The sequence below is a fragment of the Rhizomicrobium electricum genome (genome assembly GCF_011762045.1).
GTDB lineage: Bacteria > Pseudomonadota > Alphaproteobacteria > Micropepsales > Micropepsaceae > Rhizomicrobium > Rhizomicrobium electricum.
In genome coordinates this window covers 152,845-178,345 of record NZ_JAASQS010000003.1, presented here as the reverse complement: position 1 = coordinate 178,345, position 25,501 = coordinate 152,845, and the positions used below count along the sequence as shown (strand labels likewise).

Sequence of the window (25,501 nt, the reverse complement as noted above, 5' to 3'; positions counted from 1 at the left end):
CGAACTGCAGCTTGGGCGTATCTGGTTCCATGCAGCGAAGACGTGTCAGCAGCGAAACTATTGGCGCAGGGCGCCTCATAGGAGGCCGAGTTCACGTCCGCCTAGCTGAAGCATGGGGGTGTTCCCTAGTCGGCATGAGGATCGCATTACTCTGTCGGGGGCATTCGAAGTACAGGATTCCCGGCATTTGCTTGTAACCGGCACATACGATGGTTATATCTCGCCGGTGACGGCATATTTGTCGGATGAAGCCTGCCGTTGTGTTGTAGACTCCAACTTGCCGAAAACGTTGAATTGCGGCGGAGTGCAACTTCGCCGCATCGTTCGTCAACGTGTCACTGGAGGAATTGCGACTATGGATCAGGAATCACACGTGACTAGCCTTTCGGCGTATCGCCTTAGCCGCGTTTACGCGGAAGGCTGGAACAAGGCGCGTGATCTGTCCGCAAACGAACGGGCCCAAGTCGATCTCTCCGGCCCGGATACGCTCAATCCTTACGCCGTCGAGCCTCAGCGGGCGCGGTGGATGGAAGGATTCACCAAGGCGTGTTCCTCACTACCAAACCTCTGAGTCATTCGGATTCTGTATGCCGGCACCTACCGTTCCCATGTGGCGCGATCTTGAGCGGCTCACTGGGAAAATGACGTTCGCACTGCACGCGCGTTATTGGAAGGTCTAGGCCTTGGAATTTTGTGAAGTGCCACGAGCGATCAGCGACTACTCGGTTTCGACGTGTCATCACCGCTCCGGAAAAAGCAGCGCTGACCGATGCTATCCCGGCTTTGCGTCGGAACGAATTGTGCGATGGGCGGCGATACCTCGACGATGCTGTATCCCAGGTTTTCAAGGCGGCGTATGTAGGCCAGCGGATCTTCCTGTTGCGGAATAGTCATCTTGGTGGTTGTGCGAACTTGGCCGGGACGGCGAAAGCTGATGATGTGGGGCACAGTATACCCGTCGTTTGAGGATTGCGCGTTCAGTCGTGACCGTCGGACTGCTGGAGGTGCTGTTGGCCCGTTCCATTGTGCCCGCTACTGCCGGCATGATCGTCTGTGCGCGCCAGCATATGCGCGGCCGGGACATCGCCCAGCTTGACCACCAGGCTATGGACGGCTTTGCCGAATAGTCTGACGGACCGGCACGACAGCGAAACGGATTTCGCTCCAGTCGAAGTACGCAAGCTCCATTGCCGTTCTCGTTGGGCCGCGCTGGTGAGTTCGTCGACGACGGATTTCTGTGGTGCGTTGCCGGACAGAATCTCGTCTATTGCGATTCCCGACAGCCGTTCACGCGGTACACCCACAAGGTCGGCAAAGGCGCTGTTGCAGAATACTATGCTGCCGTTGTGCATGACAGTGAGGGCTGGTTCGCTGATCTGCTCTACCAGCAGCCGGTAAGGTCCCGCCGCGCTTCTCACGCTGCACTGGCCGAAGTCCCCTGCGGCTTTGTCGCGTTCTACGTCTTCCCAGGAATGCCCGGTCGCGCGCAGAAGTTCTTCTGCCACGACGAGCATGTCTTCCGTTTCCCGCAACTTGGCGCGGAGTCGTTCGACGACTTGGAGGGGTGTTTCGGGTGGTGCCGGCATTGAGTTCTCGCTTCCGTGTATTGATCTGTATGGCCTATTCCGCATGACGGTGAGGTCAGTTTTGCCGCGATGCAGGGGCGGTTGAGGAGGCTCGCACCGAGAACCGCCGACGAAGCATCCGTCCGTTGTTGCTGCGAATGCTCTGCAGTCTAGCGGGGGAATGTGGTGGCGACGACCTTCGGAAACTACTCAAAGTCGAAGCGGACGGCGGTGGGTATTGATGACGCCGGGAAGTGCCGCTGTTCCCCACGCTATATCGTGCCGGTTCGGATCGTGTAAAAGCGCACTGGCGGCTCCGACGAGGTCGCGGTTGCAGTCGCAGAGACGCGCCTGGGCATCGGTCGACGAAATCGCCCTGCTCGTGACCTATTCAGGGGCTCGCAGATGAGGCTGCCCGGCTGGTTGGACAGGATACGTCCAGCGAGGCGGCCACTCAGCAAGGGGAACGTCACTGTCCTGGTGGCCGACGCCTGCGGGGCGGCGCCCCGCCAGAGGGAGCTGGAATTGCGCAGTTCTGCTCCAGACACCGCCGTTGGCGAAAAGCGCCGCACCTAACGCGGCAAACCCGCCGCCAATTACCGCACACTCGACCGCGCCGACCAACAGCGTGCCCAGGACTCCGAAGGCGAGAACGTCTGTCGAGAAGGGGATTGCAACGAATATCGCGCCAAGAGCGATGCCAAAAGTACCGCCAAAGAAGATGCCGCGGCGGCCCCAACGTTTGACGCTATTCGTCACGTCACGAGTGGGCGTGCTGCGCGGTTGGGCATATCGTCTGGGCAGAGAGATCACGCTCACGGTGTACCTCCTCAATAACTTCCGGTGCGGCGGGCGCCTGATGGCGTCGCGCGAGAATGAAGCATCGGATGATATTTGTAGGACAGGCTTACGAGGCACGGCAGGCCCGGAATCTACTCACGTCGACGTAATACGAAGCAGGCGCCGAGCCGGTTTTGCCGTTGCAACAGGAATGCGCAGATGTACACGCGAGCGGTTATGACAGGTCTTTCGTTCAATAAGATTCGCGGGTCATGACATACAAATCCCGGCGGTTGAGGTTGGTCATAACCACCTTCTTGTCCGCGTCAAAACGCAAATCGGCAGCTTCGACCCATACATCGCCTTTGTCATTATCGAGTGTGACGCGCAACGCATCGACGCGACCGGACAGCAACGCGATTTCCGCCACGTGGCCTACCGTGCGGCCGTTTGATGTGTGGACGCGCGCGCCCAACAGGTCGTTGGTGTCGACGATGAGGCGTTGTTCGTAGCGGGCAGGCCACGCGAGACGGTGATACCCTGCGTGGCCGGCAATATAGCGATCGCGCGCCGCCAGGTAGGTCGCGGCACGCTCCTGATAGTTTTTCTGGCCCGCCTTATAAACCGCGAGTTGCTCTTGATAGCGAGCCTGCTGCTCCTGATACACGGCGTTGTTCTCGGCGTTCTGCTTGTCGACGGCCGTATTGGCATCGGTGATGTTCTGATTGAGCTGCTGCGTCTGTGCCTGCTCGGCGGGGGAGGAATCCCGCTCCGAGGCCACGGCGGGCCCCGCGGTCAGCAGGAAAAACGCGAAACTGACTGGAAAGGCGCTTGAAAGCGCAAGAGTCCTGACGGAGATCATGGCTGAGTTTCCTTTTCTCTAGGTGCGGAATGACAGCGGAGTTGCTTCCGCTTAGGAGCGTATGTGTATTGCCGCGGGCCGTTCTGATCCGGCCTGCGATCAAACGGGCGCAAGAGTGTCACCGTCGCCGATCGTTAGGCAGTTTCGGAAACTACTCAGCGTCGTTCCGAGCCGAAGTGCTTGGTTCAGAGACTGCGATCAATTCGGGCTTGCGGGAAGGTTGCGGCGGGCCGTAGGCCTCGAGTGGCGGCGACACCGCAACGATTGTGTACCCGAGACTTTCCAGGTGGCGGATTTGCGCCGGCACATCCCCTTCGGGCGGAACCGTCATCGTGGCTAGCACGTGGCGCAGTTCTGGGCGACGGAAGCTGATGACGTGTTTCATGGAGACCTCCACAAGGCGAGGCGCGCCTGACGAATGCCGACGATTGAGCCGATGTCCATGGCGAGCGGAATCCCAACCCGTTAACCGGCCGGTCGGTCGGGGCCGGCCGCGATAGAGCTGTGGGCGATCTGCGCCTTGTCGCGCGTTGCCTGTGCAACGGCGTCTTTCAAATTTGTGTAGTGAAACTGCCGATAGTAGAAGTTGTCGACGGGAACGCAGATGATGCCGAATCGCGTCATTTCTTCGATCCGTGCATCGCTGCCTGCTTGCTCGCTGGTTTCCTGTCTCATGTCATCTCTCCTTCGAATGATGTGCGGTTCGGGGTGTGCCTTGCCAACGATCTATCGCGTCCAGACCGCTACAGAGGGCTTTGGGGTGATCCGGTCCGGGGTCCGATCAGGACTTGGATCTGGCCGGGGCGTCTGTGCTCGGGGTCGCCAAACGGTCCCATTTGGATCTTGTAGGATGCTATGCCGGCGCCGGTATTCATCAGAGCCCGGCGCACGGATGCGGCGCGGCGGGTACTGAGGTCGCGTTCGGCTTGGCTAATCCCGTCGCGACCCAAAGTGCCGTCGATTCCGATATCGAGAGTGGAATTGCTTGCCACGTAAGCGACGATTTCGCGGAGCTTTGGAGTGTCCAAAAGCGAGACTTCACTCGACGAAGAGTCGAAATTGAACTCCCGATAGATGGCCCAAGGCGCGTTCTCGGGAACGGCTTGTGTGTTGTGAGAGACCTGAACAAAGGCAGAAGCGGCAGGTTTCGCCGTGCCGCTGGAGCCAAACACGGTCGGGCTTTGTTGTGAGCCTGCGCACGCCGCGACAAACACCGCGGAGGCGGCAAGAAGGATGATGCGTTTCATGTCTCTACCTCGCCATCAGATATACGGGTCTCGCAGCCATGGCGGCAGGATCGGAATGTACTCACAGCCAAGTGAGCGAGTGTGCGTATACACGTGAAGGCTTGCGTCTTCTGCGCAGCCCAAAGCGGCATCATGTGACCGGCGGCTTTTCCGCTTCTGCGTTCAGAGAACCGGCAAGAGCAGCCGGGAGACGACGACATGTCCGTGTCGCTGGGCGCGGTGTGCTTCGGTGAAGGTTAACCGCGATTGCCGTTAAGGCCTGCCGCCTTCGACGCGATTTCTTCCGCGACCGTTTCCAAATGCAATTCGTGCGCGTGTTGGATGGTGCGGTGTTCAAGCCCGATGAACTTGTTGTTGGCTGGCTCGAGTGCGCGGATCAGTTCGTCGAGCTTGGCTTGCACGGCGGCGCTGTTTCGGTTCTGTGTGCTCTGAACCAGGAACACCATCAGGAACGTGCCCATGGTCGTCGCCGTGCCGATCATTGTCTGCCATGTATCGTCCAGGCGAAAGATAAACGACGAAATCGCCCAGATCGCCACAACGATGCACGCGAGAATGAAGGTGAGGGGATGTTCCGTCACGCCCACGACATGCCAGGCAACCCTGGCGAATTGGCGCCGCATCACATTCGGAGCGGGATGTATGGTGTCGCTCAAGGGCTTCGTGCGCATCGTCAGGCCTCTATGACGACCTTTAGCGCATGGTTGTCCGCGGCATGCGCGAACGTCTCGTAGGCGTCGAGAATGTGACCAAGCTTGAAACGATGGGTGATCAGGAGTTTTGGGTCTATTTTGTGAGACCCGACGGTTTTGAGCAGCATCGGCGTGCTGATCGTGTCCACCAGCCGTGTCGTGATGGTGATGTTGCGGTCCCACAGTGTCTCCAGATGGAGGCCCACTTTCTTGCCATGAACGCCGACATTGGCGATTGTGCCACCGGGCGCGATGATCTCCTGGCACAACTGGAAGGTGGCGGGAATGCCGACTGCTTCGATCGCAGTGTCGACTCCAAGCCCGCCGGTCATCTCCTTGATGGTTTCGGAGGCTTTTCCATTGGAGCTGTTGACGGTTCCGGTGGCGCCCAGCCGCTTGGCGACTTCCAGCCGATTGTCGTCAAGGTCGATCATGATGATCTGGGCCGGCGAAAAGAACTGCGCCGTGAGCAGCGCAGCAAGCCCGATCGGCCCCGCGCCGACGATGGCGACCGTGTTTCCCGGCTGGACCATGCCGTTGAGCACGCCGCATTCGAAGCCGGTCGGAAGGATGTCGCTCAGCATGACCAACGCCTCTTCGTCCGCGCCGGCGGGAATATGATAGAGGCTCGTATCGGCGTGCGGAATGCGGACGAATTCGGCCTGCGTTCCGTCGATGGTGTTGCCGAGGATCCAGCCGCCGGTCGTGCAGTGCGAATACATCTGCTTTCGGCAATAGACACACCGCCCGCAAGCGCTGATGCAGGAGATCAGGACATGATCGCCCGGTTTGAACGCGGTGACGCCCGGCCCCGTCTTGTCGACGATGCCGACACCTTCGTGCCCAAGGATGCGTCCCGGCAAGCAGCTGGCGACGTCACCTTTCAGGATGTGAAGATCGGTGCCGCATATGGTCGTCTTCGTGATTTTCACGACGGCGTCGGTAGACGCCATCACATCGGGCTTCGGCCGCTCATCGAGAGACTTCCTTCCCGGCCCGAGATAGACGAGTGCTTTCATGGTCGGTTGTCCTTTTGAAGTGGCCCGATACACGAGACGGCTTGGTCGGCGCCGCGTCAGCATTGGCGCGCCGTGGTGTGAACCTGAGCCGCCGGGCCCGGTAGCTTCGGAAACTACTCAGAAATGCGCTCCGCTTGTGGTCCCGGCCCGATCGTCAGTGGTTCAACGGCACATTCGGTCTCGCGGCCGCTTCGGATACCGTGGACTGGGTGTTGCTGGGCGATGGCTTGTCCGCAATGAGCCACCGGGTGCCGAGTACCAGAACGATCAACCCCATCACGATGTATATCGCGGCCTTTGCCGACAACATTTTGGTGACGCCAAGCAGGTACGGCGGGAGACTGGCGCAGCTCCTTTGCTGGGGAGCAGGAACGGGATGGCCGGGTTGGGGCAGGAGTTTGACCAAGCGCTCGGCAGTCGATTCCCGCTCGTCGGGAGTTGACGATCTGCCAGGCAATGCGGCGATCAGGGTGGTGAGCCTCTTGACGGCCGCCCTGCCGGGCAGCCCGGCCAAAGTCGCGGCCTCTCGCCAGGGGTCGAGGTTCATCCGTGCCATGGCAGACAGCACACTGAGTACGGTTCCATTCGCCTCGGCTCCGATGCCTGCGTACAGAAAGGTGTTAAATTCCGTTCCTTTGTCGGGGACCTTGGCAGCAAACGTCGTTTCAGTCATGGAACACCTTCGCCCGTATCTGCACGGTTCGGGAAGCAAGGAACACCGCGCGTCCACATCGCCTTCGGCGGGCCGCGTTCATCCGTTCATGGCAGGCAACCGGGCGGCGCCACCCTGTGAGGACGGCGCCGCAGGATTTCAATTTCCGGCAGTCTTCTGTTTGATCCGGGAGATCTTCGTGCCTTCGAGGCTGACGCCGGCCATCAGGCCCTGCTGGCCGAAGATGAAGGCATAGGCATCGTCCTTCAGCGTCGACGAGGAAAGGTTCTTGGCCACGCCTTCGTCGACGATGACCACGGTCGGTCCGACGCCGATTTCCCAGCCATGCGACTTGTGGATGTAGCGCAGCGCCTTGTTGCTCGTCAAAAACACGACGTACGAGTACGACTGCGCGCCCGCCTGGAGACCCCAGGATCCGGTGACGGTGTTGTAGTAGCTGTCGACCTTCGATCCCTGCAGCAGTTCGCCTTCGCCATACGCGCCGCCGAAGATCAGGCCGGCCTTGACGACATTCGGGAAGACCAGGATGGCCTTGGCTTTGTGCGAAAGCGTTTCCGCAAACGGATGCAGTTTGTAGAGCGTCGCCAGCGCCTGATCGGAGTCCTTGTTGAGATCGGTTTCCGACGCTGCGGAGGCGGGGGCTGTCATGCCCACGGTCATCAGCGACGCCGTGGCGAGCGATGTGGCAAGAAGAACGGTTCGGAGGTTCATCATTTTTCTGATCCTGTTTTGAAGGAAATGGGGCCGCGAGCGGCTTGGCCACCTGCAAATGACGAATGTAGTCCTGCACGGGTCGGCCGCTCAGGGTCGGAATCTACTCAGGGCGTGAGGCGCAACTCACCTCGGTTCGGCGTGGGACTCGACGAGCCAAAGCTGGTGGTCGATGTCGCAACGTCCGGGACCCGTGCTAGTCCGTTGTATCGGTCTTAGCGATTTCGATGTGATGGGCGCCGTTGTGCGGGTTGTTCGCGGGCGTGGCATCGTCCGTGTTGGCGGCGCGCGGTTGTACCTCATCGCTCTGTATCCAGAGTAACGACGATCTTGCCTCGTTTTCGGGGCTTAGCTCTCCGCGAACCAGGTACTGTGCGTCGGCATGCGCGTAGGCGTCTGCAAGTGCTGCCGCCCGGTCCAGCCCGCTCTCGCAGAAGGCCTCATAGAGGGTTTGTGCAAAGCGGTGCTTCCAGGCACGTTCGGCGGCAAGTTGGAATGGGGCTCCAATCAATGGTGTTCTCCTCTGATGCAGCGAACGTGCCGTAACGGTGGGTTGGTTAGTATGCACCGACAAGCTGCACGGCGTGGTAAGGCGCGGGAAGGTTCGGAAACTACTCAGGCGGGTTGGATTGGAGTAATCCGCCTCTACGCCGTATCCGCTTCGAACGGCGCTTCGCCGGCCGCCATGTTGTCTCTCGAATGTCTGGCCGCGTCTCTTGAGCGCTGCAAAGTTAGTGACCCTAATCAAGCGTTTGCCGACTGCACCCTGGAGATGCGAGTGCGACGGGATGGCGCCAAAATCGGCTCGGATGGCCGGTTTCAGAGGGCCCGCCAGTATCGCCGCGGCAGAAAGGCATGCTATTGTGGAACATTGCTTCGCGCTTCGAAGCAGGGTTTTGAGAAATCACCAAATGCCCAAGCGCCGTCCGCAAAAGGCCAAAGTGGCCCGTGCGCGGTCGAAATCACGACCGACGCGGCGTGTTCGCCCTACCTCCGGCGATTTTCCGGTGGTGGCGATTGGCGCCTCTGCGGGTGGCCTTGACGCGTTCCGGAAGTTCCTCGGTGCGCTGCCGGCCGGCTCAGGCATGGCCTTTATCCTCGTCCAGCACCTCGATCCGAACCACGAAAGCATGATGGTGGATCTGCTGACCGCCAGCACTCCCATGTTCGTGCAGCAGGCGGTGACTGGAATGCGGATCGAGCGCGATCACGTCTATGTCATTCCGCCAGGCGTGTATCTCTCGGTCGCCAACGGCACTTTGCTCCTCACGCCACCCAGGGCACGGCACGGGGCGCGGCTGCCGTTCGATTACTTGCTGCATTCGTTGGCTCGGGATTGCGGCAAGCGCGCGGTGTGCGTGGTTCTGTCGGGAACGGGAGCCGACGGCAGCCTTGGGCTGAAGTCCGTCAAGGAAAAAGGCGGATTCGTCATCGCCCAAGACCCGAGTGATGCGGGTTACGACGGAATGCCGAGCAGCGCCATTGCCACCGGCGCCGTGGACGTCGTACTGGCGGTGGAGCAAATTCCCGGTGCGCTGATCAAAAACGCCAAGCAGATCGGGCCCGGACCGCATGGGGAGGCGAGCGCGCAGGAAGGCACCGCCGACAGGTTGCCCGAGATCATCGACCTTCTGCGGACCAAAACCGCACACGACTTCTCATTGTACAAGACCGGTACATTGCAGCGCCGGATCGAACGCCGCATGGCGATGACGGGCGGCGGAACAGGCGGCATCGGCAACTATCTCAAGCTGCTGCACAAGGATGCCAAAGAACTCGACCTTCTCGCCAAGGATCTGCTCATCAACGTCACGAGTTTTTTCCGTGATCCCAAGGTCTTCGATCTCCTGGCCGAGAAAGTCATCCCCGGCCTGATCCGAAACCACCCCGAAGATCGGCCTTTGCGCATCTGGATCGCGGGATGCAGTTCGGGCGAAGAAGCCTATTCGCTCGCCATCCTGTTTCGCGAGCAGATCGCCGCGGCCAAGCGGGAGATCAGGCTTCAGGTCTTCGCGTCCGACATCGATCCCGACGCAATCGCTACGGCACGGGACGCGCTCTATCCTGGAACGATTGCCGCCGAAATCTCGCCGGAGCGGCTTGCCCGCTTTTTTGTGAAGGAGGGTCGCAGCTACAGAGTGTCGCCCGATTTGCGCGCGGCCGTCGTTTTCACCGTACAGGACGTCCTCGCCGATCCGCCGTTTTCGCGTCTGGACATGGTTTCGTGCCGCAATCTTTTGATCTATCTGGGACCGGATGCCCAGAAGCGAGCCTTGGCGCGCTTCCATTTCGCATTGCGCGACGGCGGCATTCTCCTGCTCGGTAATTCGGAATCCGTCGCGGGTGACAGCAGCCATTTTGCGATCGTCTCGAAGACGGAGCGCGTTTATCGACACGTCGGTCTGAGCCAGCCGGACGATCCCGTTTTGGCGCAGACTTTCAGTCCTCACACGATTCTTCCCTCAGCCCCGAGACAGAAACCGGTGATGTCGCGTCAAACCGCGATCGCGGAATTGTGCCGCCGGCTGGTGATGGAGGCCTACGCCCCGGCAGCGGTGTTGATTAACGAGAAGTTCGAGTGCCTCTACTCGCTGGGGCCTGTCGACAAGTACCTGCACCTGGCGCCCGGTTTCCCCACGCTCGATCTTCTCACCATGACACGCGCCGACCTGCGCACCAAGCTGCGGTCTGCCATCAAGCTGGCCGCCCAGGAAAACAGCCGGATTGTGGTTCCCGGCGGTTCGCTGCGCGCCGGCGTGACACCTTTCAACATCGTCGTGCAGTCGGTCACGTATGAGACCGAGAAGCTGCTGCTCATCTGTTTCGTCGACGAACCCAAAGACAAACGCAAACCGGGCGCGCGGGTTCCGACCAGAGAGGTTTCACGCGTTGCCGAACTGGAGCACGAACTGCAGGCGGTGCGAAAGGAACTCGACGGCGCCGCTCGCAACCTGGAGCTCTCGGTTCAGGAACAGAACGCCATCAATGAAGAAGCCTTGTCGGTCAACGAGGAATTCCAATCGACCAACGAGGAGTTGCTGGCGTCCAAGGAGGAGCTGCAGTCGCTCAACGAGGAACTGACGGCGCTCAATACCCAGCTTCAGGAAACACTGGAACTGCAGCGCCGGACATCGGACGACCTGCAGAACGTTCTCTACAGCACGAATGTGGCGACGCTTTTCCTCGATACCAAACTCGCCATTCGGTTTTTCACGCCAGCCACCAAGCTCCTGTTTCGCGTTCTTCCCGGCGACGTCGGGCGGCCGTTGGCCGACTTGAGTTCGTTGGCCGCCGATAGTGCGCTGCTGAGCGATGCGCAAACCGTCCTGAAGACGTTCGAACCGATCGAGCGGGAGATCGAAGCGCAGAGCGGCGCCTGGTACGTTCGCCGCGTATTGCCTTACCGCACCAAGGACAATGTGGTCGAAGGCGTCATCATCACGTTTGTCGACTCGACCGAGCGCCGGCGGGTAGCGGAGGCGCTCCAGGCCGCCAAGGCACAAGCGGAACAGGCCAGCATCGCCAAGTCTCGCTTCCTGGCCGTCGCGAGCCACGATTTGCGCCAACCGCTTCAGACGCTGGCATTGCTTCAGGGACAATTGGCGAAAACGGCGGAAGGGCCTGTGGCGCAGAAGCTGGTTGCCAGGTTCGACCAGGTCCTGACGGCCGTGTCGAGCATGCTGAACACGCTGCTGGACATCAACCAGATCGACGCCGGAACGGTTCGCGCCGAGCCCACCACGTTTCCGGTCAATGATCTGTTCGAGCGGTTGAGGGACGAATTCTCCTACCTCGCACAGGCCAAGGGTGTGTCGCTGCGCGTCGTTCCATGTGATCTGTCGATTTACACCGATCCGCGCCTGCTCGAGCAGATGATCCGTAACCTGCTGTCCAACGCGATGAAATTCACCCCCCGCGGCAAGGTGCTGCTCGGCTGCCGCCGGTGTGGAGGCAAGCTCTGCATCGAGATTTGGGATACCGGCATCGGCATTCCCGATGACGAACTGCAGGCGATCTTCGCGGAGTATCATCAGCTCGACAACGACGCCCGCGAGCGCAGCCGCGGCCTCGGCCTCGGTCTTTCCATCGTGCAGCGGCTGGGAAACCTGCTGGGGCATCCGGTGCGCGTCCAGTCGTGGCCGGGCAAGGGCTCCATGTTTTCCATCGAAATCACGCTTCCGCTGGGCAAGAAGATCGCGCCGCCCGATCTCTCACAGCCGGCGATACAGAGTTTGGCGGCCGAGGGCGCACGCCGCTCCGGCTCGATCTTGGTGATCGAGGACGATCCCGAGGTGCGCGAGCTGCTTGAGCTGACGCTCAAGGACGAGGGCTTCGTCACGACGGCGGCTCCCGACGGAGTCGCGGCGCTCGATCTTGTCGCATGCGGGGCGGCCAAGCCTGACCTCGTCCTGGCCGACTTCAATCTTCCCAATGGCATGAACGGTCTCCAGGTGGCGGCGAAACTGCAGGAAAATCTTCAGCGCGAGATTGCCGTCATTATTCTTACCGGCGACATTTCGACGAGCACATTGCGGGACATCGCAAAGCGGAAATACCTGCAGCTCAACAAGCCGGTGAAACTCATGGAGCTGACGGCGGCCATCCGGCGCAGGCTGCCGGCGGCGGAAATGCCAGCGCATATCGCGCATCAGGTGGCAGCGCCGAGTGCTCCTGGAAAACCTGTCGTCTACATTGTCGACGACGACGCCAACATTCGCGACGGGGTCCGCACCGCCTTCGAGGGGGAGGGCATGACCGTCGAGGATTATGCCGATGCGGAGGAATTTCTCCGGGCCTATCGTCCTGCCCGCGAAGGTTGCCTTCTGATAGACGCCTACCTGCCCGGACTTAGCGGGCTTGAATTGCTGGACCGGCTCCACGGCGCGGGCCATAGCCTTCCGGCCATCATGATCACCGGCAACAGCGACGTACCGATCGCGGTGAAGGCCATGAAGGCGGGTGCGCTGGACTTCCTCGAAAAGCCGATCAGCGCCGGCGACCTGATCGCCAGCGTTAAGCGCGCATTGGAGCACTCCAAGGATACGTCGAAGCTGTCCGCCTGGCGAGAGGAAGCCGCGCATCACCTGGAGGGTCTCACACCGCGTCAGATCCAGATCATGGAGATGGTTCTTGCAGGCCATCCCAGCAAGAACATTGCCGCGGATCTCGGCGTCAGCCAGCGCACAGTCGAGAACCATCGCGCCGCGATCATGAAGAAGACCGGCGCGAAATCGCTCCCGGCGCTGGCACGGCTGGCGGTAGCCGCGGCCTCGCAGTCTGCCGACAATGAGCCTTCGGGCGGAAGCCGGCAGGGACGCAAAGAGATCTAGGTAAATTCCGAACCTCGTCGGTCGGGCCCGTATGCCGTTATGTTCGCGCGTGGCCTTCGGGCCACCCGATCGGTCCGCTGCAGCAAGCACTCCCTTTGATCGGTGATCGCGCGGCAGACCGACGAACAAATGGCGGAGGATTCGATGCAACAATATCCGGTGGAACGGTTGGGCGGCACGCGCATCAAGATTCTCTACCCCGACAAGACGTCATCATTTCGTCTTTCGGGCTCGGTAACCCTCGGAGATATCGCTTCGACCTTGAATGCGATCGCGCAGCGCAATCCCGGCCGGCCTGTCGCCATATACGTTACGCTGACCTCCCCAAACTGATTTTCGTCGCGGCAAACGGGGGCGGCGCATTCTCGCGTGCGGGAACGCGATTGAGTAGTTTCCGGCGCTGCTGCCGCCCGCCTCTTCGGGGTATTGTCTTCGCGAGTGAGCGCTTCGGGCGCTTTCCCTATCCGGCGCTATTTCCCTTCGGAACCTTGCGCAGGCATTTCTCGAGGATAATTCGATGTTGAACAGGATGAGCATGTTGCTCGCCACGGCGGCGATCGTGTTTGGTACCGGCGCGGCAAACGCAGACCCTTACGACCACGACCAGCAGAATAGTGGTCGGAATAATTCCGGCTGGAATGACCGCGACAACGGCCGCCAGAACGACCGCGCCGATCCCAACCAGCCCTACTACGGCAACGGCTACAACTACGGTTACGACGACGGCTATGCCCGCCGCGACCGCAACGACCGCTACAGGTCCGACCCCTATCGGCACGAAACCCGCTATGAGCGCGGGACCTACTATTACGGCAAGGACTGTTCCGGCAATACTGCCGCCGGCACGATCATGGGTGCCGTTGCCGGCGGATTGATCGGCAGCGGAGTGAGCCACGGCGACGGCGGCGCTGTCGTCGGCGGCGTCATCCTCGGCGGTCTCGCGGGTAACGCGATCTCAAGCAACATGAACTGCGACGACCGCCGCATGGCCATGAACTCCTATAGCGTGGGATTTGAAGGCCGCGTTGGCGAACGCCACAACTGGCGCAACCGGAGCGGCGGCTACGGCTATTTCACGCCAACACGCGAGTTCAGGCGCGATGGCAACACTTGCCGCGATTTCAGAGAGTCGGGATACAGCAACAGGCGTTCCTACAATCGCACTGGAACGGCCTGCCGCCACAACGACGGCAACTGGTACACGGATTAGGCAACGATCGGCCATGCTCCAACCGGGCATGACTACGAGATTGCCGGGACTGCCGCACGGATCGTCGCGGTCCGTGCGGACATCCCCGTTCGATAATCGCGATCGTCGGCGCTGCTGACGGTCATATGCAAGGCGGATCTCGGCCCCAGTACGAGATCGGCTATTGCAATTTTCATTTCCATCACCATCTCAAGTCATTCCGCCAACGACCGGACTTGAAATCCTCGCATTATGTGCGGGGCTGGAGAGCCTCGGTCCTGCAAACTGCCGTGTGTCCTTTCGTAAGCTGCGGCTACACCAGAGGTTTTTTTGTGAGAGCATTTTTGAAGAGCTTTACGACTATTCTGTCGCTTGTCGGCGTGACGCTGGCTTCTGCTATGGCGGTCGGCGCGCAAGGTTCCGGCCGTCATGGTTACGCCGTATCGAGTGACATCAGATCCGGATATCGCGACGGATACTGGGACACCGCCGGCCAATGGCGCCGCTGGGACAACGAACGCGACATCCGTAACTACCACGACAACCATGCCGGCACATTCCGGGACTGGGATCACGCCACCGTGACGGTAGTCGATGGCTGGCCGGCCGGCAGACGTGTGTCCAGCGTCGGCGGCGTCGCCTATGCCTATCGCGATGGATACTGGGATCGCATGCGTCGCTGGCATCGTTGGAACGATGATCGCGAACACCGCAATTACCGAGCCTTGAAAGCCGCTAAGTATCGCGACTGGAACCATGACCGCGACGGTGGCGACGGCTGGCGACAGGATTAGTCCGGCTGCGGAGTTTGAGTAGATTCCGAGGCTGCCGGGACCACTACGCCATCAATAGACTGACGGTGATCCGGCATTCTTTGCCGTGCATCACTCGAAAAGGATACCGTTATGAAATACTCGATGCCATTGGTTGTGATGATTTCCGCGCTCGCGTTGGCGGCCTGCACCGGCCCGATGGGGCCCTCCGGTCCGCAAGGGAACACCGGCAACACGGGATATACCGGCGCGCAGGGCGCGACGGGTAATCAAGGCAACACTGGATACACTGGTGCGCAAGGCACAACCGGCGACACAGGTGCCACCGGCGGCGCGGGTGCGACCGGCGACACCGGTGCAACGGGCGTGCAGGGCGCCACCGGCGATACCGGTGCCAAAGGAGACAAAGGCACCAAGGGCACCAAAGGCGCCAAAGGCAATACCGGATCGGGCGATGGCACTACCGTCGTTGTAGTACCGCCGACGAAGTAATTCGGAACACGGCTGAGGCAGAGGCAGGGCACTGCCTCTGACCTCGGTCGAAGGTGCGATCGGAGATGGTTGTTTCCGGCGTGCCCTATAGGGAGTTGAGGCCATGACCTTGGGCACAATTCTTGTGATACTTCTGGTGCTGTTCTTGGTCGGCGCCTTGCCGACTTGGCGGCATAGTTCGAGTTGGGGCTACGGCCCAAGCGGTGGGTTGGGCCTCGTCCTCGTCATCGTTCTCGTCCTGGTGCTTATGGGAAGGATCTAGTGCCTTGGTAATGGCGCCTCGTCCGGACCACGAAGGAACAGGTCGTGAGATAGAAGTTGGTGGTCCCGTCGGAATCCGACGGAAGAGTATTCCGGCGCGGGCCCTCACGCGCCATGGCGCCAACCGCGCCACGTGTGTGTGACTTGGGCAAATGAAGCGCCGGAGTGGAGAGCGGTGGCGGAGCGGCGAATTTCGCCTGCTTCGCCGCCCATCCCATCCTGTTATCAGGCCTAACGGACGGAGGAATACATGCTATCGCGCACCAGCAGTAAGCAGGTCACCTTTTTCCGGTCATTCCGATTGAGCGGATTTGACCATGTGCAACCGCCAGGCGTCTATCGTATCGACACTCTGGAGGAGTTGATCGAGGCTGTGTCGTTCTCGGCCTGGAAGCGTGTTTCGACCACGATGCCGCTCACCTACAACGGCTTGACGGAGTACATGCCGGTCGACCCCGGCGAACTGGACCGCGCTTTAGCGAATGACGCGGCGCCGAGGACAGACCCGCCGTCTCCATGATCGAAACGCCACTGGCGCGCTCGTAACCAACGCTGACCGACCGCCCCATCGCACGGTGGCCAATTTCTGACGGAAGGCGAGGGGAGCCAGCTCCGCAGTGATCGTTGGGTTGGCGATCTCAGGCGGAGCGCACACGGAAAGCGCAATGGGACATACCTATTTGGCCGGCAACTCAGATGCGGGGGATATCTCGTTTCTGCCAGTCGGCCTGCGGTGTCCTGTAGGCGGTCGAATGCGTGCAATCGATTCGCGCGGCTCTGCCGCGAAGAACGCCCTTGCCATAAAGTGCGGCGGCACAGGCGCTCAGCGCCCCGGCGATGACGGCGCCCTCTATCGTGGTGATGATCAATGTGCCGATGATACGGGATGCGAGAATGCCGGGCGCGAAAGACGTGGCCAGAAAAATCAACCCGGCGGCAAAGCCGAGGATACAGCCCACAAGCATTCCGCGGCGGCCCCAGGATTTGACGCGATAGCTCACGTCGTAGAGCGCGATAGTCCGCCGTTTGATCGTTCTCTGTGGCGACGATTGTTTCATCTAGATCCCCACGGCGGACAATAGCTGTCCGCCTGAGGCATAGATTTATGCGCCATGTCAGTCGCAACAGCGAGTGACGGAATCTACTCAGAAAGTATGTGAGACCGCCCTGATGCCTTCGACGTTGCTCGGCCGCGAAGTGCGCCGTGAGGTTGATGCTTGGCGTTGGGCGCGCCTGATCGAGGCCGAGCCACGGAATCTCATTCGGCAGAGCCGAATGCAGTAGGGGGATCGACGCGACGGAAACACTAGAACCGGAATGAAAGCGCCATCGCGCCGAATTTACTCATGGCGGGCTGCGTTTTGAACTCGCGGCTGCGGATGACGTAGGTATAGGAAAGCCGGACGGCATGGAAGGTGACCGCAGCGCCGAGATCGTAGTCGTAAACGAGATTCATCTTGCTCACGCTGCGGCTGTGTTCAAACGTGTTGCCGTCGAGGAAAATGTTGCGCCCGATCGCGCGGCCGTCGACGCCGGCAAAGATGTAGGCGCTGATTCCTCCCGTGGGTTCGAAGAAGTTCGACCCCGGCAGGCTCGGATCGATCCGCATTGGGCCGTAGTCGCCCGGCAGGTTGAAGCCCAGACGCGCCATCGCGCCGATATTAGCGAAGTCGTAGACGTTGCCGACCGCTGCGCCGTAGTGCGGTTCAAAATCGAAGATCAGACCCAGAATCGATTTTGGCGGGATGAGCTTGATGGAGCGCTCATACTGAAGGATGAGGCCGGGTTCGTTGCGCAGTTGATAGTGCCAGCCCTTCGATTTCGCATCGCCGATGGCGCCGTGCAGCCAACTTTGCGTATCGCCGGCGATCGACATCGGTCCGACCACGCCGATCGTGATCTGAAATTGGTCCAGATGGGTGCCGCTGTCGCCGGCAAGGCCGAAGGTGCCGAACAGGAAACCGGCATAAGGGCGATCCGTCAGGGACGGGTTGGCCAGGGTTGTGTCGAGCGGCGTGAACATCGTCTGGCCCAGCGCATAACGCGTGCGTACGTCGCTTGTCGCGGTGAAGAATGGCAGCCAGTGTGCCGTGTCGACGAGCCACTCAGGCGTGTCTTGTGGCGCCGTTGTGTAGGTGATCTCGATGCCGTTGGTATAGTTGTGGTCGGCATTGTTGAACCAGTCGTTCTCGAAAAGGATGCCCAGAGTGCCTTTTTCGGGCCTGGGTTCGTCCGCCGCCTGTGCGCCGGAGGTACCGAGCGCAGCGAGCAGTGCAAGATAGGCGAACGTGGTCGTTTTCATGATTTCTCCCCCTCTTCGGAAGTATCGATCGTGGCCAGGCCGGGCGAGGCTGCTCGATCCCGATTTGCCACGCTGTTCTCTGCGGCAAAATCAATGCACCGCAGCGAGGTTGAACCCGTGCGTTCCGTCAGCCGAATTTTCAGTCAGCCTAGAGGAGTACGGCCGGAATGGGAGATTCGGAATCTACTCAGACGGCCTCGGAAATCGGTCATCGTGAGGTGCGTTGCGCGCGCCTTTGCGTAGTTTCCGATGCTACCGGAGTTTGCGCGATCGAATACTATCGCGGGGAGTGAGCACGTTGGGCGCTCCCCCTATCCCGCGCCATTCCCCGTTGGAACCTCACGCGGGCATCTGTTGAGGACAAAACGATGTCGAAAAGGATGGGCTTGCTGCTCGCCACGGTGGCAATCGTAGTGTGCGCCGGCACGGCAACGGCGCAAGATGGTCGCGGGGATCGAAATCAACCCAGTTATGGTAACGGCTACAACTACGGTTACGACGACGGTTATGCCCGCCGCGACCGCAATGATCGTTATCGGCCCGATCCCTATCGTCGCGACGTCGGCTATAAGCAAGGGGCATACTATTACGGTCGGGATTGCAGCAACAATGCCGCCGCGGGTGCCTTATTAGGCGCCGTTGTCGGTGGTTTGATCGGCAATTCTGCCGGGCGCGGCAACGGCGGTGCCGTTGTCGGAGGCGTTATTCTCGGCGGTCTTGTTGGCAACACGATTGCGAGCAATATGAATTGCGACGATCGGCGCGTCGCCATGGCCTCCTACGGTCAGGGCTTCAACGGTCGAGTCGGTCAGCGTCATCGCTGGCGCGCCCCCGATGGACAGAGCTACGGCAGCTTCACGCCGACCCGTGAGTATTCGCGCAACGGCAATGTCTGTCGTGATTTCAGGGAAGCGGGATATAGCAACGGACAATCCTATAATCGCACCGGCACGGCCTGCCGCCACAACGATGGCAACTGGTACACCGATTAGGCTGTTCGGACGACAGGGCGATGGCTGATGGCCACGCGTGGGCTCGCTGCCTGCTGGGTCCGGCCTACCGGGCGCAATCGTTGTTGTTGCGCCGCCCGCGAAGTAATCCGACCGGGACAGGGGCAGGGGACGTCCTGCCTCTGATCTCGGTGCGTGCCGGTCGATGGTGCTGCGGCCCATCAAGGGAAACATCGCCATGACGTTGGACACCATGTGACGGGCCTAGTTTCTCTGCCAACCGTGGCCGCGGTAGCGATCGTGGTTCCCGTTGCGGTAATGGTTGCCCTGATGGTTGCGATAATTGTCGTGGTCGTTACGGTTGCGCCAGTTGTGCCAGCGATGGCTATTGTCCCAATATCCATCCCGATACCCGTAAGCGACGTCACCAAAATCGAAGGAAACGCTCGTGACGGAACGATCGTCGCCCATCCAGCCTTGACCGCTGTAGCGATCGTGATACCCGCTTCGATAGCTGTCACGATGGTGATCGCGATAGTCACGGTGCTCGCGGCTGTTGCGCCAGTTGTGCCAGCGATGGCTATTGTCCCAATACCCGTCCCGATACCCGTAAGCGACATTACCAAAATCGACCGAAACGCTGGTATTGCGATGATCGCGGCCGTGGTCGGATGTGGTGATAGCAAAGCCCTCGGCATTTGATGTGCCGGTGGTTGCAAACGTCGCGCCGGCCAGAACGAGCGCAATTGCCGCGCCTTTCAAGAGTCTACGCATGTTGGAATCCTCAGCTAGCTGCCACCTGCGCCAAGCAAGCGCGATACGACAGCGGTTTGAAGACACTGCCATCGCTGGATTCAGTCGGAAAGGACCGGAATCTACTCAGCCGTTCGGGCCGCGCCTCGATGACCATGCGTTCGTTCTCTTGATCGGAAATAGTGGCTCCGGGCAAGTTGTTAGCTGAGCAGCTCGACCCACTTGTCGATTTCGAGTTCGGCCTCATTCTTGGCGCGGCCGTATCGAGACTGAATGAGACCGAGCAGTTCGGTTCGCTTGCCTTTGATGGATTCGATGTCGTCGTCGGTCAGCTTGCCCCACTTCGACATGATCTTGCCCTTTTGCATTTTCCAGCTGCCTTCGACTTGATCCCAATTCATCGTATGTTCCTTTGTGGTTGCGGTGCTCGCCGAAGCGGGCGTCGGTTCTGGCGCCGCCGCGTAAACATGAGGCACTGAACGATATCTATAGCCTCGCTGTTTGCAGCACGGCAGGACCGGAATGTACTCATGCCGGCGGCGGCTTTGCGCCAATCGCGAATTGGGGCAGCGCACGACTGGGAGAGACGCTCGACACGGCCACGCTGTCGATCGGGCTGGGGCTTGGCGGTAACGCCGCTGACTGCCGGGCACGTTCACTTGAGTATATTCCGAGCCTGCCCGGTGAAGTGGCCGTTGGGCTAGAGTGCAATACTGGCCATCAGCCAATTATCTGGTGATCCCTGCGCGGAACTCCCTCAATGCGCTCGTTGATCGGGCCACGTAGGCCGCCGGCCTTCATACCCCCCGGTCGGCGGCCTTTTTCCGCAACGGCGCAGCACCGGGTGTGGACGCCGCTGGCGTGCGAATGCTGAGTAGATTCCGACCCTACCTTAGCTGTTTCGCGGCTTGCTACGATGTTGCCGCAACACGGAGTCCGAACCGATTTTGCTGTCTGGATTGACGGTATCGGCGATGAGCAGTCCACGTCGTGGCGGCTTCATGGCGATACATTCATCAAGACTTTGCGATGCGCAGCGGCGTTTGCGTCCATGCAGTCACGGTTCCGATATCGCTGGAGATATGTTGCATCCGCTCGCATTGAACACGCGAGCTTTTGGGAGACAAAGATATGCGCCGAATCCTGCGGGCCAGGCTACTGGCAAGCGTTCTCACGGTTGGCGTTTTTCCATTTGCTGCCGCTGTTCCTGCCCAAGCGCAGGAGCGCTGGGATGTCAGCTTCGACAGCTTTCACCATCAGTTGGCGCGATATGGCGACTGGGTTTATAGCGACCGCTGGGGGCTGGTTTGGCAGCCTGCAGATGTGAGCGACGATTTTCGCCCCTACTATAGCGGCGGCCGTTGGGTCTATACCGGCGCTTATGGCTGGACATGGGCTTCGGACTACGATTGGGGTGACATAGCGTTCCACTATGGTCGCTGGGTCGACGATCCCTACGACGGCTGGATGTGGATCCCCGGCTATTCCTGGAGCCCCGGTTGGGTGGTGTGGCGTTCGAACCGGCAGTCGGTGGGCTGGATGCCGATGCCTCCTGACGATGGATTCCTTGGTGGACGAGGCGAAGCCTTCGTCGGCATTTCGTTTGGTGGAATATCCGCCAGTTGGAACAACACGTCGGACTACTACGGTTATTCGCGCTGGTATGGTCGGGATTATGATCAGCGGCGTTTTGCAGCGAACTGGACCTTTGTCGATACCGGTCATATGGCCGATCGCGACTATCGGCATGTCGCCTATACTCGGGACCGCGCCGTCACCAGCATTCGGCAGACCACGAACATCACGAACTATACCGTGGTCAACAACTACATGGTGAACCGCAGCGTCGATGTTCACGCGGTCGAACGGGCGAGGGGGCAAGCCATCGTTCCGGTTGCGGCTGCGGCGGTATTCAAGCGTTCCAATTCGGTGGCGACGGTCGATGACGGACAGAAATACCGCGTGCGGGAATTCAACCGCGCACCGCACGGAACCGGCGTAGCGAACTCGGCACCGCCACCTCCGCCGGCCGTGATCGACAAGCTTTCCGATCATGCGCCCGCACGCCATGCGGGCGGCACGCCCGGTTTGGCCGACAAGCCGGGTGCAGGTGCCGGCAGGCTTACGCCGCATGTCTTCACAAAGGCAACGATCGCGACTCCCGCGGCAACCACGCAATTTCACGGGCAATTGCGTGCGGGTCCAGCCGGTGCAACACCGGGCGGAACGGCCGTTACACCAACGAGCGGACCAAAAGGATTGCCGCCAAAGCCGGCAAGCGCTGCTCCCGTCACAACCCCAACGGGGTCCGGTACAATGATGGGGCCGAATGCTGGTCACCCGGTAGTTGGCGGTCACGCACCCGAGGCCGGTAGCCAGATTGGTGGGCACGCCGGCAAGACTCAACCTGTCACGGGTCCGGCCGCCACCGCGAGTCCGGCCACAATGCCGAGCCCGGTCAAAACGACGGGACCAGGCAAGGGTCCCACGCCATCGACCATGGACGGAGGCAGGGCATCCGAGACCGGCAACATGCATGACAGACGTATGCCGGACCATATGACGGGCGCGACCGGCGCGCCCACTGACATCACGGGAAAGGCACGCGCTCATGCGGTTGGTGACGGTATTGCACCGCCGGCGCATCCGGTAACCCAGCCCGTGGTAAGGCCGGCAGTCGAACCAGTGCAGAAGCCGCTGCTGGAGCATAAGGCACCTCCGCCGGTTACCGCGCCGGTTAGCGCGCCGGCAGCAGCGCCGGTGGTACATCCAACGGAACACAAAATGGAACGCCCGGTGCCGGTCACCCACACACGGCCTGCGGCGACCGAAAGCGGTTCCCCGCCAGCAGGCACTGACGAGGCCAAAAAGACCAAGCACGAGACCAAGGGCGAGCAGAACCCGCCGAACTAGCCTCGGCTGGGTGGCGCTAAGCGGAAAATGTGGCTTAGCGTCCAGGTCCTCCGCCGATCGGAATTCGCCACCGATCGGCGCGGACCCGTTGAGGTAAATGACGGCGCCCGCGCCGAGTATTTTCTTGTCTCAGTGTGCGACAGCTAGCGGCCGAAGAGGCCTTCTACAATTTCGCGCTCTGAAGGGAGCAACACCATGCTTTTATCAAGTGCGTTCTTGATCCCGGCAGTCGTGGTCATCGTGATCATATTGGCCACGACGAGCATAAAGATCCTGCGTGAATATGAGCGCGCGGTGGTCTTCACGCTTGGGCGTTTTGAAAAGGTCAAGGGCCCCGGTCTGGTAATCCTCATTCCTTTCATCCAGGAAATGGTACGCGTGGACCTGCGGGTGCAGGTGATCGAGATACCGAGCCAGGATGTGATCTCGCGCGATAACGTGTCGATGAAGGTCGACGCAGTGCTCTACTTCCGCGTCGTCGATCCGGAACGAGCGATCATCCAAGTCCAACACTTTCTTCCCGCGACGGATATGCTCGCGCAAACCACGCTGCGCGCCGTGCTCGGGCAGCACGAGCTCGATGAAATGCTTTCGGAGCGCAAGAAGCTCAGCGTCGATGTCCAAGGCATCCTGGATGCGCAGACCGAAACCTGGGGCATCAAGGTGAGCAATGTCGAGATCCGGACCGTCGAACTCACCGAGAACATGGTGCGCGCCATCGCCAAACAGGCCGAGGCCGAACGTGACCGGCGCGCCAAGGTCATTCACGCCGAAGCTGAGTTCCAGGCATCGCAGACTCTTGTCAACGCCGCCAAGATTCTTGGAAGCATTCCGGCCGCGATGCAGCTGCGCTACCTTCAGACCCTGGCGGAGATCGGTGCCGAACAGAATTCGACGGTGATTTTTCCGATGCCGATCGACCTCGTCAAGCCGTTCCTCGATCTTCTCGACACCGCGGGCAAGGGCACCGGCGTCAATGGAGACACGCGCTTGCCAGTCGCCGGGAACGTCTCACATCTCGCATAAATACGTCCAGTCGCCAATCATCGCGCGCTCCCGATGGGCCGAGCGCATCTCACACTTCTGCCATTTAGCGTTGGAATGCTATTGGTACCTGTCGCGAGATAGTTGCAGTGATGTTCTTAAACGCGGAGGCAGGTTCCGCGCCTTTGTCGCCGATGCGAGCACAGCAAGAGCCGGGCTCCTTATCGCATTAAAAAGGAAATCCCGAAGAACGCCTCCGCTCTATCGCAAGGAGGGCTTTCAGGTTTGCACCCGGGACCTCACCCACCCAGGCCGCGATAGGTGAAGTCGCGCGTGCGCACCTCGCCTTTTCCGGCACTGAACAGTGCTATGCGCAAGCTCATGAAGCCGTTGAAGACGTTGTGGTGATAGCCAGAGACTTCCATCTGCCACGGATGCTGGATCCAGGTCTTTCCGTCAATGGAGTAGTGGAAGGTGACGATGTTTTCCCGGTTGGTCACCTTGATGCGGACCGGATTGGCCGCGAGCGGCTGCCGCATCCAGGCTTGCTCTTGCCCATTGTTGTACGTGAACATCTTGCCGTCACCGAACCCGATGCCGACAAAGCCGCGATGGTCGTAGAACAATGCCAGCCCGCCTTGCGCTCCCTCGGTCATTTCGAGCGTAACGGTGGCTTCGTAGCTGTGATCGCCGACAACGCATGTGAGCGGCGAGCAATCGGCCGGAGATGATCCTTTCGCCCGGACAATCAAGCTGCCGTTCTCATAGCGGGCTCGCTCCGTTTCATCCGCCGCCGGCGCATAGAATCCCCACTGCATGCCGAGTTTGTTGGTCGAAAAGTCGTCCGACAGTGCAAATCCGGCGGTGCTGGTGCGGCCGCCCTTCGGCTTGGCGAGGGGTGTCGCCAGAATACCTCCTTTGGCGCGCGGCCAGCCGTCTTTGGTCCACTCGATGGGCTCGAGCAAAGGCTGCCGTCCCAGCGTGCGATAGCCGTTCTCGTATCCGTGATAGATCATCCACCAGTCGCCGCCGGGGCCTTCGACGATCGTGGCGTGGCCGCGGGACCACCACGGCTCGTCGGTCGATTGGGTGTGTACGATGGGGTTGTGCGGGCAGTTCTCCCAAGGACCATGGATAGATTTCGACCGCGCGACAGTGACCATATGGCTGGTCGGCGGGCCGCTGGTGCCGCCCACTGCGGCGATCATGTAGAACCATTCGCCGCGGCGGAGAATTTTCGGTCCCTCGGGGGCGAACATCTCCACCACCCAGTCCTTAGGATATTCCCACGGCTTATAGACCTGTTCGAGTGGTCCGTCGGTGGTGAGGCCGTCGTCGGTGAGACGGATGCGGCGCACGCCGTTGAGAAACAGGTAGCGCTTCCCGTCCTCACCCACCGCGTGTCCGGGATCGATGCAGTCCGAAATCTTGAGGTCGATAGGATCGCTCCAGGGACCGCGGATGTTGTCCGCGTGGATCACGTAGATGGCATTACCCGCATCGGTGACGGCTGGAATGTAGATATAATAACGGCCGTTGTGCTTGGCGATGTCGGTAGCCCACACCGCACCGATCGGCTTCTTCAAGGCCGGCCCGATCGGTGTCCAATTCACCAGATCTTTCGAGTGCCAGATGACCACGCCGGGGTAGGCCTGGAACGACGAAAACGTCATGTAGTAATCGTCGCCGTCTTTCAGGACAGTAGGGTCGGGATGATCGCCGGGCACGATCGGGTTGCGATAAGAGCCGTTGCCGAGATCGGCCTTGCGCTGGCCTTCCACTCCGCTCGCCCATTGGGGGTTCGTTATCGGCGCGGCTTTCCCTTTGGGTGCCGCGTCTGCGGTAGGAAGGACGGTTGCGGCGGCGCCGACCAATGTGGCTTTCAAGGCGTTTCGCCGTGTCGTCGGTTCCATATCGTCTTATCCCCGCAGAATCTGAAGCGAGACCGTACGTGTAGGAGCAGACGGGAGGAAGCATACGCATTGTCGCTTTAGTGGCGGCAACA

Annotated in this window: 26 protein-coding genes; 11 read left to right on the top strand and 15 right to left on the bottom strand. The window is 60.5% G+C overall.

The window, feature by feature from the left end; genetic code table 11:
- Positions 1-373 precede the first annotated feature (373 nt).
- Complete coding sequence (locus FHS84_RS06510; protein WP_166932130.1) at positions 374-571, top strand: hypothetical protein; 198 nt, start codon at positions 374-376, stop codon at positions 569-571.
- 406 nt (positions 572-977) lie between these two features.
- On the opposite strand, the gene FHS84_RS06505 is transcribed toward FHS84_RS06510, so the two are convergent.
- From FHS84_RS06505 to FHS84_RS06460, 10 genes are all read right to left on the bottom strand, one after another.
- Positions 978-1,586, bottom strand: coding sequence for a PAS domain-containing protein (locus FHS84_RS06505; RefSeq protein WP_166932128.1), 609 nt, complete (start codon positions 1,584-1,586; stop codon positions 978-980).
- Positions 1,587-2,598: 1,012 nt separating this feature from the next.
- Positions 2,599-3,207, bottom strand: coding sequence for a PRC-barrel domain-containing protein (locus tag FHS84_RS06500; protein ID WP_166932117.1), 609 nt, complete (start codon positions 3,205-3,207; stop codon positions 2,599-2,601).
- A gap of 151 nt (positions 3,208-3,358) precedes the next feature.
- Entirely contained in the window at positions 3,359-3,592 is a 234-nt protein-coding gene (locus FHS84_RS06495) for a hypothetical protein (RefSeq protein WP_166932114.1), read from the bottom strand.
- Positions 3,593-3,672: 80 nt separating this feature from the next.
- Positions 3,673-3,882, bottom strand: coding sequence for a hypothetical protein (locus tag FHS84_RS06490; protein WP_166932112.1), 210 nt, complete (start codon positions 3,880-3,882; stop codon positions 3,673-3,675).
- A gap of 68 nt (positions 3,883-3,950) precedes the next feature.
- A complete protein-coding gene (locus FHS84_RS06485) occupies positions 3,951-4,454 on the bottom strand; it encodes an OmpA family protein (protein WP_166932110.1) in 504 nt (167 codons plus the stop codon).
- Positions 4,455-4,690: 236 nt separating this feature from the next.
- Positions 4,691-5,125 (bottom strand): low affinity iron permease family protein, encoded by a 435-nt coding sequence (locus FHS84_RS06480; RefSeq protein ID WP_208393736.1) that lies wholly within the window; start codon positions 5,123-5,125, stop codon positions 4,691-4,693.
- A 2-nt stretch (positions 5,126-5,127) separates the two neighbouring features.
- On the bottom strand, positions 5,128-6,165 hold the full coding sequence (locus FHS84_RS06475) for a zinc-dependent alcohol dehydrogenase family protein (RefSeq protein ID WP_166932104.1): 1,038 nt from the start codon (positions 6,163-6,165) through the stop codon (positions 5,128-5,130).
- A gap of 154 nt (positions 6,166-6,319) precedes the next feature.
- A complete protein-coding gene (locus FHS84_RS06470; RefSeq protein ID WP_166932100.1) occupies positions 6,320-6,838 on the bottom strand; it encodes a hypothetical protein in 519 nt (172 codons plus the stop codon).
- A 138-nt stretch (positions 6,839-6,976) separates the two neighbouring features.
- Positions 6,977-7,552, bottom strand: coding sequence for a lipid-binding SYLF domain-containing protein (locus FHS84_RS06465; RefSeq protein ID WP_166932096.1), 576 nt, complete (start codon positions 7,550-7,552; stop codon positions 6,977-6,979).
- A gap of 193 nt (positions 7,553-7,745) precedes the next feature.
- On the bottom strand, positions 7,746-8,060 hold the full coding sequence (locus tag FHS84_RS06460; RefSeq protein ID WP_166932093.1) for a hypothetical protein: 315 nt from the start codon (positions 8,058-8,060) through the stop codon (positions 7,746-7,748).
- 205 nt (positions 8,061-8,265) lie between these two features.
- On the opposite strand from FHS84_RS06460, the gene FHS84_RS06455 reads away from it, so the two are divergent.
- The 7 genes from FHS84_RS06455 (at position 8,266) to FHS84_RS06425 (ending at position 16,114) form a co-directional block, all read left to right on the top strand.
- Positions 8,266-12,879 carry a chemotaxis protein CheB gene (locus FHS84_RS06455; protein ID WP_208393735.1) on the top strand — a complete coding sequence of 1,538 codons (4,614 nt, stop codon included), beginning with the start codon at positions 8,266-8,268 and terminating at the stop codon, positions 12,877-12,879.
- Between the two features lie 144 nt (positions 12,880-13,023).
- On the top strand, positions 13,024-13,212 hold the full coding sequence (locus FHS84_RS06450; protein ID WP_166932091.1) for a hypothetical protein: 189 nt from the start codon (positions 13,024-13,026) through the stop codon (positions 13,210-13,212).
- 184 nt (positions 13,213-13,396) lie between these two features.
- Complete coding sequence (locus FHS84_RS06445) at positions 13,397-14,089, top strand: RT0821/Lpp0805 family surface protein (protein ID WP_166932089.1); 693 nt, start codon at positions 13,397-13,399, stop codon at positions 14,087-14,089.
- A gap of 125 nt (positions 14,090-14,214) precedes the next feature.
- Positions 14,215-14,862, top strand: coding sequence for a hypothetical protein (locus FHS84_RS06440; protein WP_166932087.1), 648 nt, complete (start codon positions 14,215-14,217; stop codon positions 14,860-14,862).
- A 111-nt stretch (positions 14,863-14,973) separates the two neighbouring features.
- Entirely contained in the window at positions 14,974-15,333 is a 360-nt protein-coding gene (locus FHS84_RS22040; protein ID WP_166932084.1) for a collagen-like protein, read from the top strand.
- Between the two features lie 103 nt (positions 15,334-15,436).
- Positions 15,437-15,595 (top strand): DUF3309 family protein, encoded by a 159-nt coding sequence (locus tag FHS84_RS06430; RefSeq protein WP_166932080.1) that lies wholly within the window; start codon positions 15,437-15,439, stop codon positions 15,593-15,595.
- Between the two features lie 249 nt (positions 15,596-15,844).
- Positions 15,845-16,114: a hypothetical protein gene (locus tag FHS84_RS06425; protein ID WP_166932078.1), complete on the top strand. Its 270-nt coding sequence runs from the start codon at positions 15,845-15,847 to the stop codon at positions 16,112-16,114.
- A gap of 172 nt (positions 16,115-16,286) precedes the next feature.
- On the opposite strand, the gene FHS84_RS06420 is transcribed toward FHS84_RS06425, so the two are convergent.
- Both FHS84_RS06420 and FHS84_RS06415 read right to left on the bottom strand, forming a co-directional pair.
- Positions 16,287-16,652, bottom strand: coding sequence for a hypothetical protein (locus FHS84_RS06420; protein WP_166932076.1), 366 nt, complete (start codon positions 16,650-16,652; stop codon positions 16,287-16,289).
- Between the two features lie 248 nt (positions 16,653-16,900).
- Positions 16,901-17,896: a lipid A deacylase LpxR family protein gene (locus FHS84_RS06415; RefSeq protein WP_166932074.1), complete on the bottom strand. Its 996-nt coding sequence runs from the start codon at positions 17,894-17,896 to the stop codon at positions 16,901-16,903.
- Between the two features lie 368 nt (positions 17,897-18,264).
- Between FHS84_RS06415 and FHS84_RS06410 the strand changes: the two genes are divergently transcribed.
- Positions 18,265-18,888 carry an RT0821/Lpp0805 family surface protein gene (locus FHS84_RS06410; protein WP_166932072.1) on the top strand — a complete coding sequence of 208 codons (624 nt, stop codon included), beginning with the start codon at positions 18,265-18,267 and terminating at the stop codon, positions 18,886-18,888.
- Positions 18,889-19,110: 222 nt separating this feature from the next.
- On the opposite strand, the gene FHS84_RS06405 is transcribed toward FHS84_RS06410, so the two are convergent.
- Both FHS84_RS06405 and FHS84_RS06400 read right to left on the bottom strand, forming a co-directional pair.
- A complete protein-coding gene (locus tag FHS84_RS06405; protein ID WP_166932070.1) occupies positions 19,111-19,620 on the bottom strand; it encodes a hypothetical protein in 510 nt (169 codons plus the stop codon).
- A 179-nt stretch (positions 19,621-19,799) separates the two neighbouring features.
- On the bottom strand, positions 19,800-20,000 hold the full coding sequence (locus tag FHS84_RS06400; protein WP_166932068.1) for a CsbD family protein: 201 nt from the start codon (positions 19,998-20,000) through the stop codon (positions 19,800-19,802).
- Between the two features lie 730 nt (positions 20,001-20,730).
- Here FHS84_RS06400 and FHS84_RS06395 point away from each other — a divergent pair.
- The gene (locus tag FHS84_RS06395) at positions 20,731-22,512 is read left to right on the top strand and encodes a DUF6600 domain-containing protein (protein ID WP_166932066.1); all 1,782 of its coding nucleotides are present in this window, start codon (positions 20,731-20,733) and stop codon (positions 22,510-22,512) included.
- A 195-nt stretch (positions 22,513-22,707) separates the two neighbouring features.
- On the top strand, positions 22,708-23,538 hold the full coding sequence (locus FHS84_RS06390) for a slipin family protein (RefSeq protein WP_166932063.1): 831 nt from the start codon (positions 22,708-22,710) through the stop codon (positions 23,536-23,538).
- 257 nt (positions 23,539-23,795) lie between these two features.
- Here the strand turns inward: FHS84_RS06390 and FHS84_RS06385 are convergent, their stop codons facing one another.
- Complete coding sequence (locus FHS84_RS06385) at positions 23,796-25,409, bottom strand: family 43 glycosylhydrolase (RefSeq protein ID WP_166932061.1); 1,614 nt, start codon at positions 25,407-25,409, stop codon at positions 23,796-23,798.
- Positions 25,410-25,501: the final 92 nt, after the last annotated feature.